At 57.6% G+C, this 18,525-nt stretch carries 16 protein-coding genes; 3 read left to right on the top strand and 13 right to left on the bottom strand.

Features of this window, described 5'->3' with window-relative positions; translation table 11 throughout:
* Nucleotide 1 precedes the first annotated feature (1 nt).
* From I2G69_RS07900 to I2G69_RS07840, 13 genes are all read right to left on the bottom strand, one after another.
* Nucleotides 2-1,798, bottom strand: coding sequence for an ABC transporter ATP-binding protein (locus I2G69_RS07900; RefSeq protein ID WP_195560570.1), 1,797 nt, complete (start codon nt 1,796-1,798; stop codon nt 2-4).
* A 60-nt stretch (nt 1,799-1,858) separates the two neighbouring features.
* Nucleotides 1,859-2,839 carry a helix-turn-helix domain-containing protein gene (locus tag I2G69_RS07895; RefSeq protein WP_195560569.1) on the bottom strand — a complete coding sequence of 327 codons (981 nt, stop codon included), beginning with the start codon at nt 2,837-2,839 and terminating at the stop codon, nt 1,859-1,861.
* Between the two features lie 18 nt (nt 2,840-2,857).
* The gene (locus I2G69_RS07890; RefSeq protein ID WP_195560568.1) at nt 2,858-4,240 is read right to left on the bottom strand and encodes an ABC transporter ATP-binding protein; all 1,383 of its coding nucleotides are present in this window, start codon (nt 4,238-4,240) and stop codon (nt 2,858-2,860) included.
* The gene (locus tag I2G69_RS07885) at nt 4,234-4,929 is read right to left on the bottom strand and encodes an energy-coupling factor transporter transmembrane component T (RefSeq protein WP_195560567.1); all 696 of its coding nucleotides are present in this window, start codon (nt 4,927-4,929) and stop codon (nt 4,234-4,236) included. Before I2G69_RS07885 ends, I2G69_RS07890 begins: the two co-directional genes overlap by 7 nt.
* A 1-nt stretch (nt 4,930) precedes the next feature.
* Nucleotides 4,931-5,530, bottom strand: a complete 600-nt coding sequence (locus I2G69_RS07880; RefSeq protein ID WP_006572695.1) for an MptD family putative ECF transporter S component — start codon at nt 5,528-5,530, stop codon at nt 4,931-4,933.
* Between the two features lie 137 nt (nt 5,531-5,667).
* A complete protein-coding gene (locus I2G69_RS07875; RefSeq protein ID WP_195560566.1) occupies nt 5,668-6,492 on the bottom strand; it encodes a class I SAM-dependent methyltransferase in 825 nt (274 codons plus the stop codon).
* A 24-nt stretch (nt 6,493-6,516) separates the two neighbouring features.
* A complete protein-coding gene (locus tag I2G69_RS07870; RefSeq protein ID WP_195560565.1) occupies nt 6,517-7,332 on the bottom strand; it encodes a class I SAM-dependent methyltransferase in 816 nt (271 codons plus the stop codon).
* Between the two features lie 41 nt (nt 7,333-7,373).
* Entirely contained in the window at nt 7,374-8,066 is a 693-nt protein-coding gene (locus I2G69_RS07865; RefSeq protein WP_195560564.1) for a class I SAM-dependent methyltransferase, read from the bottom strand.
* Between the two features lie 288 nt (nt 8,067-8,354).
* Nucleotides 8,355-8,870, bottom strand: a complete 516-nt coding sequence (locus I2G69_RS07860; protein WP_040646834.1) for a hypothetical protein — start codon at nt 8,868-8,870, stop codon at nt 8,355-8,357.
* Between the two features lie 61 nt (nt 8,871-8,931).
* A complete protein-coding gene (locus tag I2G69_RS07855) occupies nt 8,932-9,777 on the bottom strand; it encodes a class I SAM-dependent methyltransferase (protein ID WP_195560563.1) in 846 nt (281 codons plus the stop codon).
* Between the two features lie 192 nt (nt 9,778-9,969).
* The gene (locus I2G69_RS07850) at nt 9,970-11,700 is read right to left on the bottom strand and encodes an ABC transporter ATP-binding protein (protein ID WP_195560562.1); all 1,731 of its coding nucleotides are present in this window, start codon (nt 11,698-11,700) and stop codon (nt 9,970-9,972) included.
* A complete protein-coding gene (locus tag I2G69_RS07845) occupies nt 11,697-13,442 on the bottom strand; it encodes an ABC transporter ATP-binding protein (protein ID WP_195560561.1) in 1,746 nt (581 codons plus the stop codon). Before I2G69_RS07845 ends, I2G69_RS07850 begins: the two co-directional genes overlap by 4 nt.
* A gap of 74 nt (nt 13,443-13,516) precedes the next feature.
* Nucleotides 13,517-14,146, bottom strand: a complete 630-nt coding sequence (locus tag I2G69_RS07840; RefSeq protein ID WP_006572684.1) for a TetR/AcrR family transcriptional regulator — start codon at nt 14,144-14,146, stop codon at nt 13,517-13,519.
* A 166-nt stretch (nt 14,147-14,312) separates the two neighbouring features.
* On the opposite strand from I2G69_RS07840, the gene I2G69_RS07835 reads away from it, so the two are divergent.
* The 3 genes from I2G69_RS07835 to I2G69_RS07825 all read left to right on the top strand — a co-directional run bounded on the left by I2G69_RS07835 (nt 14,313) and on the right by I2G69_RS07825 (nt 18,490).
* Nucleotides 14,313-14,933: a TetR/AcrR family transcriptional regulator gene (locus I2G69_RS07835; RefSeq protein ID WP_071432086.1), complete on the top strand. Its 621-nt coding sequence runs from the start codon at nt 14,313-14,315 to the stop codon at nt 14,931-14,933.
* A 69-nt stretch (nt 14,934-15,002) separates the two neighbouring features.
* On the top strand, nt 15,003-16,754 hold the full coding sequence (locus I2G69_RS07830) for an ABC transporter ATP-binding protein (protein ID WP_195560560.1): 1,752 nt from the start codon (nt 15,003-15,005) through the stop codon (nt 16,752-16,754).
* Nucleotides 16,751-18,490: an ABC transporter ATP-binding protein gene (locus I2G69_RS07825; protein WP_087270337.1), complete on the top strand. Its 1,740-nt coding sequence runs from the start codon at nt 16,751-16,753 to the stop codon at nt 18,488-18,490. Before I2G69_RS07830 ends, I2G69_RS07825 begins: the two co-directional genes overlap by 4 nt.
* Nucleotides 18,491-18,525: the final 35 nt, after the last annotated feature.

The raw sequence follows: 18,525 nt of genomic DNA, 5'->3' as shown, positions 1-18,525 counted from the left end.
GTCAAGCCTCCTTTCCAACCGCCCAGTTCTGGGCACCCACATGGGCCTGCCATAGCTTTTGATATAGCGGGCATCGGCTGAGCAGCTCCGGCTGTGTGCCTTTGTCCACAATACGGCCCTTCTCCAGCACCACGATCTGGTCGGCGTTCTGAATCGTGCTCAGCCGGTGGGCAATAACCAGCAGCGTTTTCCCCCGGGAGAGCGCCATCAGAGAACGCTGGATTTTGTCTTCGTTCTCCGGATCGGTAAAGGCGGTGGCCTCGTCCAAAATTACAATGGGGGCATCCTTCAGAATCGCGCGGGCGATGGCGATCCGCTGCCGCTCCCCACCGGAGAGCTGCTTGCCCGCTTCACCCGCTGGGGTATCCCATCCATGCTCCAGCCGCCCTAAAAACTCCTCACACTGAGCAGCCCTGGCAGCCGCCCAAACTTCCTCCTCCGTGGCGTCCGGCTTCCCCAATCGAATGTTTTCTTTCAGAGAGCAGTCAAAGAGGAAATTGTCCTGTGTCACGAAACTGACCTGATCCGCCAGCTGCTTCAGTGTGAGATTCCGAATATCCACACCGCCTATGGCAATGCAGCCATCCGTCACATCCCAGAACCGAGCGATAAGCCGGGCTGCCGTAGATTTGCCGCCACCGGAGGGACCCACCAGAGCGGTGAAGGTGCCAGCGGGAAGTTCCAGATCAATGTGACGCAGCACAGTGTCCTCTTCTTTCCCGCTATACGAGAAGGACACATCCCGCAAAGTGATACCGCTGCCGGAGAGGCGGGCGGGCTCGGACGCCTCGGGCAGCTCCTCCAGATCCAGCAGATGCCGAGTGTCCCGGACGGCAAATTCCATGCTCTTCATGGAATTGAGAAAGGCTGCAGCCTGCACCAGCGGGGACACGATACCCAGCACCAGCATCAAGCACAGAGCCAGCCGGGCCGGGTCCAGGACGCCGGTCTGATACAGGGCGATCCCAACTGGCAGGGTGGCCAGCAGCGTGGTAGGCAGGATAGACAGGCACAGGTTCATGGACTTCCAGGTGCAGCGGAACCAATCCAGCGTGAAGTCACGAAAACTGGTCACTGCCCGGACGAATTTCTCATAGGAGGCACCGCTCTGGTTGAAAGCCTTTACCACCTCGATGCCCTCTACATACTCCACGATGATACTGTTGACCTGAGCATTGGCTGCCATATAGGCGGCATACTTTTCGTTGTAGGTCCGCAGGCTCGCCGCCATGGGGATCAGCGCGGCCGGGATCGTAGCAAGGGAGGCAAGGCCCATCCGCCAATCCATGGCAAAGAGGGCGATCACCACCACGATAGGCAGCAGCACATTGGAACTCAATTCCGGTATCATGTGGGCCAGCGGCGGCTCAATGTCCTCGATCCGATCCACGATGGTGCTTTTGAGGGAACCGACGGGCTTCGACAGCACACTCCCCAAGGGGGCGTGCATCAGCTTATGGGCCACTTGACGGCGCAGGCCCTCCAAAATGGTGTAGGCAGACACATGAGCCAGCATAGTAGAAAAGGCGTAAAAAGCCACCTTGACCGTATATCCCGCCAGACACACTCCAGCCCATCGGAGAAGCTCCGTTCCGGAGGCCGACTGATGGATAAACAGGCGAAGGATCTCATAGACCCCCAGATACGGCACAAAGCCCCCCACCACGCTGATAATTGCGCATATAACAGACAAGACCAGCTTTCCCCGGCAGGGACCGGCAAAGGAGAGCAGGATGGCCAGCCAGCTGCGTTGTTTCACAAAACCACTCCTTTCAAAAAATAGGGCATGGTGAGACATCTCTCACCATGCCCTATTGTATCGGTTCTTACCCGTGCTTGCCGCTCCGCACAGCCAGCGTCACTCCGTTTCGTCAGGAAAAGAGAGAACGGGATTCCCGCCGCCTCGCCGGTATTCAAGCGGAGTTTGTCCCTTCACCGCCCGAAAAGCCGCGGCAAATTTGCTGGAGCTGTCATAGCCCACCGCTCCGGCGATCTCTGTAACGCTGGCCTCCGGTTCTTTCCGAAGCAGCAGAGCCGCCCGATCCATCCGCAGTGCCCGCATATAGGTGTTCACCGGACTGCCATATACACTTTTGAAGCAGGCCTTCATGGTGGTCAAAGGGATCTGGTACTGTCTGGACAGAGCCTCCAACGTGATATGCTGATCCAGATGCTCCACCAGATAGGAGCGGATGGCCTTTACCGTTTCCACCTGGGAACGGTAAAAATATGGTTTTTCCGTTCCGCTTCCCAATTCCAGGGCGTCGAGATACAGCAGCAGCTCCAGAATCTTTACCCGGAAGTAGGGCATTTTGATCCGCTCCGGTACGGCACACAACTCCTGAAAAATGTGATCCACCGAGGGTGCTCCGTGAATGACCTGCGGCCGGGCATCCGGGCAGAATTTCCGCTGAATGGCGGCCAGATCCAAAGGATAGTCTCCCGCCAGACGAGCCAGTTCCACGGGTGCCATGGACAGGTCAAAGCACATGGAGATGCCATGATAGTGGGACAACGGGAGAGAAAAGTATCCTTTGTGCTTCAGGCGGCGATCCACTTTCAGGTCACCTGCCTCCACATAGGAGAACGCATCGTTGCCCACAGCGTATTCCATCCGGCCCTCCCGGCAATAGTCGATGCAGAGGAGATCCTGTCGGGTTTCAAAAGAGGAGTCGCAATAGGCCATGTGGAAATCGTTATACAGGATGGTAGCGCCGGGGAACACCTCATAGACGGTCATGGTTCCCTCGCCGCTCTCATTTCGCAGCTGATAAACGCTGCACCCACCACTCTTGGCCAAGAGGCACAGATCCGGTTGGCTGTCCTGTAAAAATGCCACTGCGGCTCAGCTCCTTTCTCAAAGTTCCAGGACTCGATCACAGGCGCACTGGAGAAATTCGCGGTCATGTGTCACCACCAGAACCACCCGGCCCTCGTCCGCCAGTTCCCGTGCGCAACAGGCCACTTCCTGCATTCTTGCATAGTCCAGACCACTGGTGGGCTCGTCGAATACCAGCAGCGGCTTTTGGGACAGCATGGCGGTAGCCACCGCCAAACGCTGCTTCTGCCCGCCGGAGAGGGCCATAGGGTGCTTTTCCCGGAACGCAAGCAAATGGAGTCGGTCCAATACCTCCTGAATGCGCTGGTCGGAGAGCCCTTCCGCAGCCAGCCGACACTCTCCCCACACACTGTCGGAAAAGAGCTGATGGTTCACATCCTGCATGACGCAGTAGGCGATCCGCTGCCGCTGCTTCGGACCAAGGACGCGGCCATTGAGTCGGATCGTTCCGGCACTCTCCGGCATCAGGCCGCACAGGCAGCGGGAAAGAGTACTCTTTCCAACGCCGTTGTCGCCTGTGATGGCAAGCACCTCCCCCGGGCGGGCGGAGAAGGAAAGGTTTTGAAATACCGGCGGCTCCCGCTTGTACCGGCAGTACAGGCCCTCCACAGACAGTCCATCCTGTTCCCCCGCGGCGCGGGCGGGCGGCAGAGTCACCTGAGTAGGCGTGAGCGTGCGAAGGCCCAGAGCGATCCGTTCTGTCTCAGCCAGCCGCCGGAATTCTGCTCCGCTCCAGATCCGCTCCACGATCCCGTCCCGCAGATAGACAGCCCGATCTATGAGATCCGCCAGAAAGTACAACCGATGCTCCGCAATGAGAATGGTGTGTCCCCGACTTTTCAGGTATGCGATTTGATCATGGAGTCTTTCGATGGTTTCCCGATCCAAATTGGCCGTAGGCTCATCCAGAATGTAGAGCTTCGGCCCCATGGCATAGACCGAGGCAAAGGCCAGCAGCTGCTTTTCTCCGCCCGACATGGCGAAGATGTTCCGCCCCCTCAACCGCTTCAGATGCAGGCGGTCGGTGGTATCATCCAGCCGATGGAGGATCTCACCCCGGGTCATACCCTGATTTTCCAGGCCAAAGGCCAGCTCACTGTCGGAATCCATGTTGAAAAACTGACTTTTGGGGTTCTGGAAAACAGACCCCACCTGCCGGGCCAGCTGGTAAAGAGGTTGTTCCCGCACCGGCGCGCCGTGGAGCAGGACCTGTCCGGTCAGCGTGCAGTCCTCCGTAAATGCCGGGATCAGGCCGTTGACCAACTTCGTGATGGTGGTCTTTCCGCAGCCGGAAGCGCCGCAGAGCAAGACACACTCGCCCGGTCGGATGGTCAGATCCACATGGGTGAGGGTGCCCACTTCTTTTGTATAGGAAAAGGACACATCTTGCAGCTCTACCATGGAAACACCCCCAATTTGGCCGCCAGAAGGGCAGCAGTCAACCCCACGCCCACGACAAATGCGGCGCTGTCCACCGGCGAGGCCCGCAGCTCCACCAGACTGGTCTTAGGCGCCGGGTCCTCGATTCCCCGGGTTACTGCCGCTGCGGACAGCTCCTCCGCAGTGCCGGTAGCGGAGACCATCAGGGGAACCATGATTCCCTCCAGCTTTGCCAATCCCCGGATGCCCCGCAATCGCATTGCATCGCGGATATAGCCTGTCTCTTCCCGAATGGCTGGGAAGTACCGCAGCGTCACCGAGACGGCTACGATCAGCCGCTGAGGGAAATGGATCTTCCGCATTCCAGCCACCAGATAAGGCATAGGCGTCCGGCGAAGCATCAGAAAGCCGAGCATCAGGCAAGGCATCATTCGGCGGGCATAGTTGGCAAAAATAGAGAAGCTGGTAGCAACCCATCCCGGCGCAGCCGGCAGAATCCAGTATTGCAGGCACAGGATTCCTCCGAAGATCAAGATGCTTTTCCCCACCATGGCAAAGCAGCGATGGAGCAGCATCAGGAGCAGGAGAAAACCGATCCATATCATTTCCATCCAAAAAGGTTGCTCACTAAAGGCTGCCAGATTGGCGAAAACCAGCAGAGCAAGACCCACCCTGGGGTCGAACACCAAACAGCGCCGTGCCTCCTCCATGTTACAGAATCCCCGCCTTCTCAAAGTGCTTGCGGAACATTCCTTTGGCCAGCAGGATACCCAGAATAGCTCCCACGATAGGCGCCCCCACCAGAACCACGATCATACCCGGGGAAGTCAATGCCGCCAAGGTGGAGACATAGGCTTCCGGCATTCCCTGCTGGCTGATCTGCGCCAGAAAACTGTCCCGCATGATCCAGACAGGCAGCGGGGAGCCGATCATCCCCAGCGAGAAAAACACGTAGGCCAGAGCATTACCACGGAAAGACCGGTAATGGCTACAGATCCGGCAAAGCTCCGCCAAGATGCAGCTCACCGCAAAAGCAATGAGAATCACCACCGTAAATTGGCCAGTAACAAAGTAGATCAAGGCCGTAATAAAGCCCATCAGGACCACTGCGCCGGTCTTTGGCACCTTAGTACACATCATCAGGAATGGGATACCCGCAAATACGGCGATCAGGCCAGGCATCAAGATCCAAAGCAGGGGATGCAGACCGCTGAGAAGCATAAAAGCAAAGTTGATGACAAAGTAGATGGCGGAGAAAATTCCCACCGTAATGATGTCCTTTCCCGTCATCCCTTTTTTCTGCGTGTTCATGATGTACCGCTCTCCTTCAACATAGTTAGATTATGCTAACCGTTATTTCTGAGAAAAGGCGCTCAGCGCGCCCCTTCTTACTGAGTATAGCGGCACATCGCTGTTCTTTCCGCTCCGATTGGACGGCTTTATCCCGTTTAGTCATGGAATTTAGCGCTGTGACAGAGATGTACCATCTTCACCATACCAAACCGGTCCGAAACCGCCATGCTGACCTTGGTGGACAGCTTCAATCCGGTTCGGGGGATACGGCGGTAATAAGGCTCCTCAGCCAGCACCCTGACCCCGCTGCCGATTTTTCCGGCCAACTCCGACGCCGAATCCACATAGAAAAACATCTGCGCATCCCCGTGGCCCACCTGCTTCATGTACTTTTTCCGCATCATGGCCATGCCGCTTTTGCTCACGGTGTCAAAGACGATTTCGATCTCTCCAACCCCCGTGAGCATCCGCAAAAGTTCCACAACCTTATTTTCCTCAAAATAGTGGAACAGGCCGCCGGCGGTGACCAGAATAGGAGCATCCGGCACATCGGCGCGGATCTGCTTGATCCAGTCCCCGGCAAAGGCGTCTCCGGCCAGATAGGTCTCCCGCTCCGGCTCCGGCAGCAACTCCCGCCGGTACTCCACCACATGGGGCAGATCCACCGCATACCAGCGGGTATGCCCGTTGTCGCAGCGGGAATAGGCCGTCTCCAGGCCGCAGCCCAGCTGGACGATCACACCGTCCGGCCTGCGCTCCAGAAACGCCCGGATGTACCGATCCATATTGGCGGACCGGGCGGCGGAGGCCAGCAGAGTATACTGGCTCTGTCCGTCCTGCTCCGGCAGGCTGGAAGGCAGTTTCTTTTTCAGTTCCAGCGCCTTTGGATCGTACAGGATCTGCGGGCAGTACTCGCTGGCATAGATCCTGCCCAGCATGGGGACAAAAAGCGTGTCCTCTACAACACCCAACTTGGACATGGTCAACCCTCCTATTTGGACGAATTACTTTCTGCCGACAAGCAGCTGGGAAGATCCCAGCATCATCATGGCAGCCCGGCGGTGGGAGCCGAAGGCTTCTTCTGCGGTATCAATGAGCCGGACATCCTGATAGCCCATCTCCCGCAGCTTTTGCGCAAAGGCATCCATATCGCCGTACAGCTTGGGCTTCATATCATCGTTCAGAGCAAAGACGCCTCCTTTTTTCAGCACCCGCAGGCTCTCCAGCAGCAGCTTGTGCATATCGGCTCCCATGACATTGTGGTAGACATAGTTGCTGATGACCGCATCAAAACTCTCATCGGGGAAATCCAGATGATTGGCGTCGCCATGCTGGAATACACACCGGGAGGCCACGCCTTCACTTGCGGCGTTTTTCTCACAGAGGGCCTTGCTGTAATTGTAAACAGCTCCCCAGTAGTCCATGCCAGTGACCTTTGACTCCGGCCAGGTCAGGGCCGCACGAATCGACAGGGCTCCGGAGCCGCAGCCGACTTCCAAGAGACTGCCCTGGCCGTCATAGTCCAGATGAGAGAGAACGACCCGGTGAACCTGTTCCATGATCCCGCCGCCGCCAAAGGCATACTGACGCCTGATCCATGTGATCCAGACCAGCAGGGCCACCAGCGCCGCCGCAACAACAGAGAACAGAACACCGAGAACCGTGATGTGGAACACCGAAAAGGAGAGTACGGCCAAAACCACGGCCAGAGCCGTAATGCCGCCGATAATATAGAACACGGGATTGGACATCCAGCTCCCGTAGTCTTCGCCGTGACTGCCGAGACGAATTTCTGCTTGTTGATTACGCTTTTGCTGCATTTGATTTTCCTCCTGTTGTTCAATATTTGTGTACAATTCGTTTACGGGTGTTTCTCCTTCGCCTTCCGGCAGACAAAAGAGGCTATGCTCTGAACGGTGCGGACCTTTGCAGGCCCGAATGTTTCCTCCAGACGATGCCGCAGGCTCTCCGCCGTCTCAAAGGGCGGGGTGAACCAGCCCTTTGGCACATACAGCCTGCGGATTAGCCAGTCCGTGCGGCGGTTTTGTCCCCGCACATAGAAACAGCCGCAGAAGGTCCCGCCGGGCCGCAGTACACGAAAGATCTCCCGCCAGGCGGCCTCCTTGTCCGGAAACGCATGAAAGCCGTTGAGCGAGAGCACGATGTCGAAGCTGCTGTTCCCAAAGGGCAGCGCCCCCACATCCCCCTGCTGAAAGCGCACATGGGCAAGTCCCTCGCCCCGGGATTTTGCCCGCTCCAGCATCTCCGGCGAGTAATCCAGGCAGGTGATCTCCGCCTCCGGCATTTCCCGATAGAGGGGCATGGTCAGTATGCCGGTACCCACGGGGACTTCCAGCAGTCTTCCGGAAAACCCCTCCGGTATTCCGGAAAGGGCGGCGCAAAGGTAGTCCTGGGTTTCCGCACGGCCCATTTCCCATACCAGACTGCACACCGCCCGGCCTGACAGGGTGGAACAGGTGATCATGCCATCATAAAATGTCCGTTTGCCTCCCAATCCCCGGTAGGCTTTTTGAATCCGCTCTTCTTGTCCCATTTTTTCACCTTCACTCACTCAAGCACCCAGCGCCACATCCAGCGTCATCATGAGGGCAGAGCTGGTACCAAACAGTGCGGGCCCCACATTGGAGCGCTTTTTCACTGATATCTTCGGAATCATGTCATCGAATGCCGCTGAAAGCCACACTCTTCATTCATCTTTTTTCCCTTCCTCCAGCGGCCCCTCTGGGGGTATGGGAAACAATTTTTGTACCCCATCATCTTGACTGCCGGACTGATGATTTGAAAAGGAGCAGTCATGCGGCACATCTTGTTTTCTTGCCGTTCACCAAAATATATCGATGAGCAGCCCCAGCCCTGCCTGGGCTGCCGCCAGGATGGGACACATCAAAAACGGCCACTGGAGCAGGTGCTCCGGCAGAGCGTAGTCCTTCATCCAGGCGTTGAACCTGTAGCCGGGGTGCCCTTCGGTCCCCGGAATGATAAACCGTCTTTTCGCCTTCCTCTGAACCAGCCAAAAATCCAGAAAGAACAGGTCGCAGAAATTGACCATCATCCACTGGATATACCCGGTCAGAGCCAGAGGCCAGAACCCTGTTGTCCCACCCTCCATGGTACTGACCGCGCCATAAAGCAGAAGGGGCAGCAGCTCCCCAAAACAGATCCAAATCCAGTAAAAGCGGTTTTCCGCACTGGTGGGCGGATCTTTTGCCGCCTTGATGATGGCGGGCGGATAACCGGGGAACATCAGCCGAGGCTTATACAGCGCCACCAGTCCGGCAAACAGGTTAAAGTAGGCCGCCATAGCGAACCCGTCCAAAACGGTGCGCGTCCAGTTCATACACATCCCCTATCACGATCATCTGCTCGTATTCTGGGTGGAAAAAATCGGTTAGGTATCATCATTCTGCAAAGTCAATCCGGACGATCTGGAGGCGCATCGGTCCGTCGGCCAGCTTCGCCAGCAGCCGGTGGACGGGGCGAACCGCCGGATCATGAAGCGATTGATAGCCCAACATATAGCCCCGGCTGGAAACAGAAAAAAGCGGCGACCAGGGCTCCAGCTCCCGCTTGGCGTCCTTGACGGAAAAATAGGCGCCCACATCCCGGATGCCCGCCTGCTTTACCCAGGTTTTCAGCATCAGCCGGACGGCCGTTTGCCCGGCTGCGTCAAAGACCAGCCGCCCTCCGGGGAAGCGTTTTGCGATGCCTGTGACCAGAGCTTTCACCTCTTCTGTCGTGAAGTAATAGAAGACCCCGGCGGCAAACAGTACCGCCCCATCATCAGGATCTGTGCGGACGGCATCCATCCAGCGCGGGTCTTTCAGATCAAAAGCCAGATTTTTCTCCCGCTCTCCGGGAGGAAGCAGGCGATCCCGCAGCTCGATCACATCCGGCAGGTCGATATTCCAGATGCTGCACCGGCCGTTGCCATAGGCCCGCCCGGTGTTGTCCAGACCGCAGCCCAGATTGATGACGGCCGCTCTGGGATGGGCATTCAGATAGTCCCGCACCTCCCAGGCGAGGTCATTCTGGCGCATGGCGACCTCCAGCGCGCCGAAGGTCTGCATCAGACCGTTTGCCCGCCGCTCCAAAGGGGAGAAGTCGTAGTCCACCTTCTCCATCAGTATGGCCGCCGCGGCATCCTGATACAGTCCGGGGAACCGCCGCGAGCAGATCCACCGGCCATACAGCGGGATGATGAGCGTCTCCTGCACGGAGTCCTTCTCGATTTTGTACTTCTCCATAGGCCCTCCTCAAAAGACACGGTACTCTACGCTTGATTATAGTTAGTAAACGCTAACCAGTCAAGTGATTTTCCATTTTCAGTATCAATTGCCCCTTCAAGCGCAATCTCCCGGACACAACAAGAGTACCGCCGCCGGAATATACCCGGTGGCGGCACTCCTCTTTTCATGATGGTTTGGGCGTTCCTCCTCTTAGAGCTTCCACTGGCCGGACTCTTTACGGCCGGATACGAACGCTTGATACAGGCCCTCCTGGGCCATGAGCTGGCTGTGGGTGCCCCGCTGAACGATATGTCCGCCGTCCAGCACCAGGATCTGGTCGGCGTTGCGGACCGTCTTCAGCCGGTGAGCGATCATCAGAATGGTCTTGTTCCGAGTCAGGGCTTCAATGGCCTTTTGCAACCGGTCCTCATTCTCCGGGTCTACATTGGCGGTGGCTTCATCCAGAATCACGATGGGAGCATCCTTCAGGATAGCCCGGGCAATGGAGATGCGCTGCTTCTCGCCGCCGGAAAGACTGGAACCACCCTCGCCGATGACGGTGTCATAGCCTTGGGGCAGGGTGAGAATGAAGTCGTGGCAACAGGCTTTCTTCGCCGCAGCCACCACTTCCTCGTGGGTGGCATTGGGGCATCCAAACTTGATGTTGTTTTCCACCGTGTCGGCAAAGAGATAGACCTTCTGAAATACCATGGAGATCTGATCCATCAGGTCCTCCAGAGTATAGTCCTTCACATTCTGACCGCCCACAAGGACGGTGCCGCTCTCCACATCCCAGAACCGGGCGATGAGATTACACAGTGTGGTTTTCCCGGAACCGCTGGGGCCCACGATGGCGGTGGTGGTTCTGTCCGGGATGGCGAAGGATACATCCCGCAGGATAGGCCGCTGGTCATAAGAGAACGAAACATGGTCGAAGGTAATGCTGTGCTCCCTGGGCGTGCCGGCCCGACCGGTCTCTGCCAGCTGGGGCATGGCGTCCGTCTCATCGGCATGGGCCATGCAGCTACTGACGATACGCAGCAGGGACATGCCGCTGCCCGCCGAGGAGATCTGAGCAAAGACCAGGAAGGACATGATGACCACCATCAGAGCGTTGGCCAGAATCATCGTTCCGGAGAGATAGAACCATACCGCCGCAAGCATCATGGCCACGCTTCCCAGCTGGAGCGCAATCCCCTGCGCCATAATATAAGGGGTGAACATCTTTTCGATGTTCAGGTTGCTGCGGCAGTTGTATTCCAGTGCTTCCTGCAAGGTGCGGTCACCCCGTCCGGTGAGGTTGAAGGACTTCACCACGCTCATGCCCTGCACATACTCCAGTACCGCCTCCACCAACTTGGCCTCGGACTTCTGACGGTGCGGGGCGAGGGCGGCGGATTTTTGCTCCATGGCCGAGGTGATGAACAAATAAACTGCTGTGGCCGCCACCACAATGAGACCGATCCGCCAGTCAAAAGTCAGGATCATCACCGTAAAGACCAGAGCGTTGAGCATCCCGCCCAGCATGGTCACCAACACCATGGGGGCCACAGTCTCCACATTGTCCAGTATAGTGGTGCAGACCCCGGTGAGCTCTCCCAGGCTGTTGTCGTTGAAGTAGCCCATGGGGACGGATTTCATCCGCTGCCCGATGGCCACGCGCTTATTGGCCGCCATGAAGTACCCGGCGTGGGTCTGCTGGAGTTGGGAGAAATACTTGGTCACGGCGCTGCCCAGAATACTGACTGCCAACAGACCCAGCGCCTGCCACGCCGTGGCAGGGCCGGTTTTTCCATCCAGCAGAGCCAGGATGGTGTAGTAGATGGCGGCGATCTCAAACATATGGAACACCGCGTTGAAAAAGCAGGCGATCACCGAGCGCCGGATGTTGCGCTGTTCCTTACCGGCAAACCGCCAGATACCTCTGAATGTCTCGATCATACCGTTTCTCCCTCCTTTGCGCCCATGTGAGCCTGCCACAGATCGGCGTACAACGGACAATGGCGCAGCAGGTCTTCATGCCTGCCCTGCGCCTCGATGCTTCCATCCTTCACCACCACGATCTGATCAGCGCCGGTGATGGTGGACAGGCGGTGGGCAATGACGATGACCGTCTTACCCTCCACCAGTTTTGCCACTGCCCGCTGGACCACTGCTTCATTCTCCGGATCAATGTAGGCGGTGGCCTCGTCCAGAATCACCACGGGGGCGTTTTTCAGCATAGCCCGGGCGATGGCGATACGCTGCCGCTCTCCTCCGGAGAGATGGGCGCCTCCGCCGCCCACCCGGGTGTCATAGCCATGCTCCAACTGGCGGATGAAACCGTCGCCTCCGGCGGCTTTGGCGACTTGTTCCACTTCTTGATCCGTGGCATTTACCCGGCCCATACGGATATTTTCCCGGATGGTATCGTCAAAGAGGTAATTGTCCTGAGAAACAAAGGCCACCTGGTCATAGAGTTGTTCCAGCGGGATACGGCTTTCCTCCACGCCGCCCAGGGTAATGCGGCCCTCGGTCACATCCCAGAAACCGGCGATGAGCTTGGCGATGGTGGACTTGCCCGAACCGGAGGGGCCAACCAAAGCGGTGAGGCTGCCGGCCGGAATGGTGAGGGAGATGTTGTGGAGGATCTCCTTGTCCTGGGCATACCCAAAGGAGACATGATCCAAGGCGATGTCCGGTTTTCCCAGCTGTGCCGGCTGTGTTCCGTGATCCTGCTCCGGCTTCAGGAGAATCTCGTCCACCGAACCCACGATGGTCCCTACCTTGGCCAGATTATCTACAAAGCCCATGGCGGCAATGAGAGGTCCCACAATGCTCATGGACAGGATGATGGTGGTGAGAAACACCTCCGCGGACAAGCTGCCGTCCGTGTAGAAGATCCAGCCCACAGGCAGCACCGTAATAAGCGTGGTGGGAGCGATGGCATAGGCCAGCGCCATTCCAAACTGGCATTTCTTCATCCAGTTGTAGTAGTAGGCAGCATTGGCTCGTACCCGGGAGGAGAACTTCTCATAGGAGTTCTTTCCCTGATTGAAAGCCTTGATGACCTCAATGCCGCCGATGTACTCCACAATGGTCTCGTTCATGGCCTGGGTCGTCTCCACCGCACCCTGATAGTCCTTGCCATAGCTGCCCATGATGGCCATCATAAAAGCCATGCCCACAGGAATGGACACCAGACTCAGCAATGCCATGCGCCAGTCCAGCGTAAACAGATACACGAGAACGCATACCGGCGCCAGCAGATTGGAGGTCATCTCCGGCAGCAGGTGGGCCAGTGTCGTCTCCATACTCTCCACCTGATCTACCACGATCTGTTTGAGCCGTCCGCTGGAGGTGTCCAGAATGTCTCCCAAGGGTAAGCGGGGCATTTTGGACAGAACCATCTTCCGGATGTCCCGCAGGATCTGGAAGGTGGCCTTGTGGGAGAGGGAGAGCGCCAGATTGTAAAGCAGAGTTTTGGCCAGATAGCCACCAAGGGCCACCATGCACCACAGAAGATAGAAGTTCCAGTCCCGCTGCCCGGTGAGAAGCGCTACCAGGATACGCCCTGCCGAGAGATACGGCAGCAGACCCAGCAGGACACCCGCCACCGCGCAGAAGATGGCGGCAATCAGGCCACCGTGATGATCCTTGCCCAGCTGCCACAACCGCAGCAGTGGGCTTTGTGTTTGCTGCATAAATAAGCCTCCTTAGTTAGTTATTGCTAACCTTTGGTTCTATGAAAAGGCCGCCGGAAAAGCGGCCTTTTGCACTACCGGAAGTTTTCAGGATGAAAAATCGTTTCAAATCCTGCCATGTGATAGCGGTTGAGCTGGCGGACATAGTGGAGCGCCCGGGCCTTATCCATGCGGTGCCGCACCGGCTCAAACATTCCGTTGAAGTAGGCGGTGGTAACGATATGGATCAAGTCCTCGGTGACCTGACCGGAGCGGACGCTCTCACAGCCGATGACCTCCATGTATTTGTAGGTGTAACTGACTTCGATCTCCACCAACTCGTCAATATAGTGGGCATATTCCGTCCCGGCGGCCCGGCGGAGCAGCAGTTCAAACTCCGGCAGGTGCTCATAGATGTAGTCAAACAGTCCCTCCTGGGCATGGGCCGTGTAACGCCCCATCTCCTCCTGCTGGGTTGGGCCGTCAAACTGGTGAAAAGACTCCTGAATCTCCAAAAAACGGCGCTTCAGCTCTCCAGCGGCAGGCTCCACCAGGGCCCGGAACAATCCCGCCTTGTCGGTAAAGCGGGTATAAATGGAGCCGGTGCTGGTTCCCGCCGCTTTGGCGATGTCCCGCAGGGAGGCCAGAGCAAAGCCTTTTTCCAAAAATTCCTGACGGGCACAGCGGAGTACATTTTCATAGACCCCTTCGATCTGCTTTGCCATGGTATCACCTCACAATTCAAAACAGTGTTTCATAACGATGTTTTGAATATACAACCAAAAAGCGAGTTTGTCAAGAGAGGATTTCTCCTTGACAGGGATAGAAAGGGATGCTATATTGATAATCAGATTATCGGTAATCAAATTATCATTTGTCGGGAGGGGTGTTATGGCAAGACCGGATACTTCCATCGACCCTCGGATCATGGACAGTGCCAGAGAGGAGTTTCGGACGCTGGGCTTTGAGCAGGCTTCCCTGAAATCCATCTGCCAGCGAGCGGGTGTGACAACCGGGGCTCTTTATAAGCGTTACGCCGGAAAAGAGGAACTGTTTCGTGCTGTGGTGGCGGATACGGTGGCGGATTTGGATGCTGTTTATGAGGAGCGGACGGCGGTGCCGGCATCCGCCCTCTCCGACGAAGACCTGATCCGGGCGTGGTATATGGATGAGGAATACATGCTGTGGTGGTTCCGCTTTCTCAATGAGCGGCGGGATGGCTTTGTGCTGCTGCTCACCGGAGCGGAGGGCACCGCTTACGCCAACTTCCAGCACGACTGGGTGGAGAAAATGACGGAAGGCACCTGGACCTACTACGCCGAGGCCAGACGCCGGGGCTTGTGTACTGTGGATATGACGCAGGAGGAGCTCCATGTAGTCCTGTCCGCCTTCTGGACCACCATTTACGAGCCCTTTATCCACGCCTTCGCCTGGCCGGAGATCCAGCGCCACTGCACTTTGGTCTGCCGTCTCTTTGACTGGTACGCTGCCCTGGGATTCCCCAAGGGATGAAAAACGCCTCTGCGGAGGCTTTTTTCTCGCTAATAAGTTAGCAATAACTAACCAAAAAGGAGTGATACTGTGTTTCAAAAAGTCCTGCGCTACACTGGACGCCACCGGAAGACGACTTATGCCTCCATTCTGGTACTGGTGGCCGGCGTGGCCATGAGCGTGCTGCCCTATTTCTTCCTCTACCGCCTGCTGAGACCCCTGCTGACTGGGGGCAGTCTCACATTGGAGGAAACCCTGTTCAACGCCGGGGCCATGGCTCTGTGCATGGTCCTCTACGGCCTTCTCTATGTGGAGGGGCTGGCTCTGTCTCATCGCTCCGCCTATCATACTTTGGAAAACCTCCGGCTCCATCTCCAGAGCAAGCTGGAAAAGCAGCCCCTGGGCGCGATCCAGGAGAAGGGCGTTGGAGTCTGGAAGAAGATGTTCATTGACGACATTGAGAGCATGGAACTTCTGCTGGCCCACGCCCTGCCGGAAGGGTTGTCCAATCTGGCGGTGCCGGTGGTGGTATTTGCGGCCATGTTCCTCACGGACTGGAAGCTGGGTCTGCTTTCCCTCTGCTCCCTTCCGCTGGGCGTACTGGCCATGGGCATGATGTACCGCTCCGGCATGAGCAAGATGGGAGACTACTACGCCGCCGGGCAGAAAATGAACAACACCATCGTGGAGTACATCAACGGCATGGAAGTCGTGAAAGTCTTCAACCGGGACGGAGAGTCATATCACCGCTTTGAGACCGATGTGAAAAACTACCGGGATTTTACGCTGGATTGGTTCCGGGCCTGCTGGCTGTGGATGGCCCTCTACACCAGCATTTTGCCCTGCGTGGCGCTGGTGCTGCTGCCAGCCGGCGGCTATCTGGTACTCACCGGCGCCTCCACCCTGCCGGATTACGCGCTGGTACTGTGCATGTCTTTTTCCGTGGGGCCGCCTTTGGTCCGGGCCATGAACTTTATGTCGGTGCTGCCCCAGCTGAGCTACAAGATTGACCAAATGGAATCTCTGTTCAATATTCCGCCCCTGAAAGAAGGAAAAACGGATTTCAACGGAAACGATTTGCAGATCCGCTTTGAGAATGTGCGGTTTTCTTATGAAAAGGACGAAGTCCTCCACGGCATCTCCTTCTCTGTCCCACAGGGGAGCCTCACTGCTTTGGTGGGAGAATCCGGCAGCGGGAAGTCGACCCTTGCCAAGCTGCTGGTCCACTTTTACGATGTGACGGACGGACGCATCACGCTGGGGGGGCAAGACCTGCGAGAGATGTCCCTCGCCTCTCTGAATGAGCAGATCTCCTTCGTCGCGCAGGAGCAGTTCCTGTTCAACACCAGCCTGTTGGAGAACATCCGGCTGGGAAGACCCGGCGCCACCGACGAGGAGGTGCTGGCGGCGGCGGAACGGGCTCAATGCGGAGAGTTTCTGAAACGGCTGGAAAAAGGAATCTATACCATGGCCGGCGATGGCGGCAAAGGGCTTTCCGGCGGGGAGCGGCAGCGGATCGCCCTGGCTCGGGCGATTTTGAAGGACGCTCCCATCGTGGTGCTGGATGAGGCCACCGCTTTTTTGGACCCGGAGAATGAGGAGAAAATGAACGCCGCCATTGCCGAGGTGATCCGGGGCAAGACGGTCATCGTCATCGCCCACCGGCTTCAGTCCATTGCAGGTGCCGATCAGATCGTGGTGCTGGATCAGGGCAATGTGGCAGGGATTGGCCGCCACGATACATTGCGAAAGACTTGCCCCACCTATGAAAAACTGTGGCGGGCTGCCGAGGGAGCCGCTGCCTGGCGTGTCTCTGCGGAGAAAGGAGGCGACGAGGCATGATCGCGCTGATGAAACGAATCCTGTCCGTATCCGGCCCCTATCAGGGGCGGATCAAGCTGGCCTTTGTCTTTGCGTTCCTGAAGGCCATGCTGTCCAAGGCCCCCATCGGTCTGTCCTTCCTGGCCCTGAGCGCTTTTCTCCAGGGAACCATGACGGCACGGCTGTGCCTGTGGCTGGCGGTGGGCACGGTGGGCTGCGTGCTGCTGGAGTGCCTGTGCCAGAACATCGCCGACCGGCTCCAGGCCGCGGCGGGCTATATGGTATTCGCCGATCTGCGCATGGAGCTGGGACGGCATCTGCGCCGCCTGCCCATGGGCTATTTCACAGAGGGCAACATCGGCAAAATCAGTTCCGTTCTGTCCACCGACATGGTGTTCATTGAGGAGAACTGTATGCACGACATTGCCAACATGATGAGCTATACCTTTGCCCAAGCCATTCTTGTGCTGTGGCTGGCCTTCCTGAATCCCTGGCTGGGACTGGCCGCCTTGGTGGTGGTAGGGATCATTTGGCAGCTGGGCCGCGCTTCCCTGGGGAGCACCCTGGCTCACTCTGATGTCCGACAGGAGCAGAGCGAGGCTCTCACACGGGCAGTGCTGGACTATGTGGAGGGCATTGGTATTGCCAAGACCTTCAACCTGCTGGGAGAGCGTTCCGAGCAACTCACCGAAAATTTCGCCCGGAGCCGCAAGGTCAGCATCGAGTTCGAGGAGAGCCAGGCTCCCTGGATGCGGGCCCTCTATCTGGTGTGCGGTCTGGGCTCGGTGCTGATAATCCCCCTGTCACTCTGGCTCTATGGCCGTGGGCAGCTCTCCATCACCTTCCTGCTGGGTGTCTTGCTCTTCGTCTTTGACCTCTTCGGCCCCATTAAGGCACTCTACAGCCAAGCCACCCGCCTGACGGTGATGAACGCCTGCATGGACCGGATCGAGGCGGTACTGGCCCAGCCGGAGCTGCCTGACCGGGGCCGGGAGACCTTACCCAAAGCCGGCGGTGCCCCGGAGGTGGAGTTCCGAAATGTCACCTTCGCCTACGGGGAGAAAGAGGTACTGCATGATGTCTCCTTCACGCTGGAGAAAAACCGGATGCTGGCCCTGGTGGGGCCTTCTGGCGGCGGTAAAAGTACGGTAGCCAACCTGCTCTCCCGGTTTTGGGATGTCAAACAGGGCCAAATCTTAGTGCGGGGCAGGGATATCCGCGATATTCCTCTTTCTGATCTGATGGATCAGATCTCTATGGTGTTCCAGCGGGTCTACTTATTCCAGGATACCGTCTATAACAACATCGCCATGGGGCGGACGGACGCCACACGGGAGGAGGTCTATGAGGCGGCCAGAAAAGCCCGATGCTATGACTTCATCATGGAGCTGCCCGACGGCTTTGACACGGTCATCGGCGAAGGTGGAGCCAGCCTATCCGGCGGAGAGCGGCAGCGGATCTCCATTGCTCGCTGCATTCTGAAGGATGCTCCCATCGTCATTCTGGATGAGGCCACTGCCAGCGTGGACGCCGACAATGAGAGCTACATCCAGGAGGCCATCACCCAACTGTGCCGGGGCAAGACCCTGCTGGTCATTGCCCACCGGCTCAATACCATTCGTCACGCCGATGAGATCCTGGTTATCGACCAGGGGCGCATCGTTCAGGCCGGCGCCCACGACACACTTATGGAGGAGGAGGGCATTTATCGCCGCTTCATCACCGCCCGCTCCAATCCCACCAGTTGGTGCCGGTAAAGGCAGAGGCGCAAAAGAAAAGAATGACCGGGATG

This window comes from Anaeromassilibacillus sp. D41t1_190614_C2 (assembly GCF_015558525.1).
GTDB lineage: Bacteria > Bacillota > Clostridia > Oscillospirales > Acutalibacteraceae > Anaeromassilibacillus > Anaeromassilibacillus stercoravium.
The sequence above is the reverse complement of the archived record's forward strand: the minus strand, read 5'-3'. Positions and strand labels throughout refer to the sequence as shown.

Bases quoted from the DNA above. Each gene is read 5' to 3' on its own strand.
- I2G69_RS07900 (WP_195560570.1), bottom strand. From the start codon at position 1,798: ATGTCTCACCATGCCCTATTTTTTGAAAGGAGTGGTTTTGTGAAACAA.
- I2G69_RS07890 (WP_195560568.1), bottom strand. From the start codon at position 4,240: ATGGTAGAGCTGCAAGATGTGTCCTTTTCCTATACAAAAGAAGTGGGC.
- I2G69_RS07885 (WP_195560567.1), bottom strand. From the start codon at position 4,929: ATGGAGGAGGCACGGCGCTGTTTGGTGTTCGACCCCAGGGTGGGTCTT.
- I2G69_RS07880 (WP_006572695.1), bottom strand. From the start codon at position 5,530: ATGAACACGCAGAAAAAAGGGATGACGGGAAAGGACATCATTACGGTG.
- I2G69_RS07875 (WP_195560566.1), bottom strand. From the start codon at position 6,492: ATGTCCAAGTTGGGTGTTGTAGAGGACACGCTTTTTGTCCCCATGCTG.
- I2G69_RS07870 (WP_195560565.1), bottom strand. From the start codon at position 7,332: ATGCAGCAAAAGCGTAATCAACAAGCAGAAATTCGTCTCGGCAGTCAC.
- I2G69_RS07865 (WP_195560564.1), bottom strand. From the start codon at position 8,066: ATGGGACAAGAAGAGCGGATTCAAAAAGCCTACCGGGGATTGGGAGGC.
- I2G69_RS07860 (WP_040646834.1), bottom strand. From the start codon at position 8,870: ATGAACTGGACGCGCACCGTTTTGGACGGGTTCGCTATGGCGGCCTAC.
- I2G69_RS07855 (WP_195560563.1), bottom strand. From the start codon at position 9,777: ATGGAGAAGTACAAAATCGAGAAGGACTCCGTGCAGGAGACGCTCATC.
- I2G69_RS07850 (WP_195560562.1), bottom strand. From the start codon at position 11,700: ATGATCGAGACATTCAGAGGTATCTGGCGGTTTGCCGGTAAGGAACAG.
- I2G69_RS07845 (WP_195560561.1), bottom strand. From the start codon at position 13,442: ATGCAGCAAACACAAAGCCCACTGCTGCGGTTGTGGCAGCTGGGCAAG.
- I2G69_RS07840 (WP_006572684.1), bottom strand. From the start codon at position 14,146: ATGGCAAAGCAGATCGAAGGGGTCTATGAAAATGTACTCCGCTGTGCC.
- I2G69_RS07835 (WP_071432086.1), top strand. From the start codon at position 14,313: ATGGCAAGACCGGATACTTCCATCGACCCTCGGATCATGGACAGTGCC.
- I2G69_RS07825 (WP_087270337.1), top strand. From the start codon at position 16,751: ATGATCGCGCTGATGAAACGAATCCTGTCCGTATCCGGCCCCTATCAG.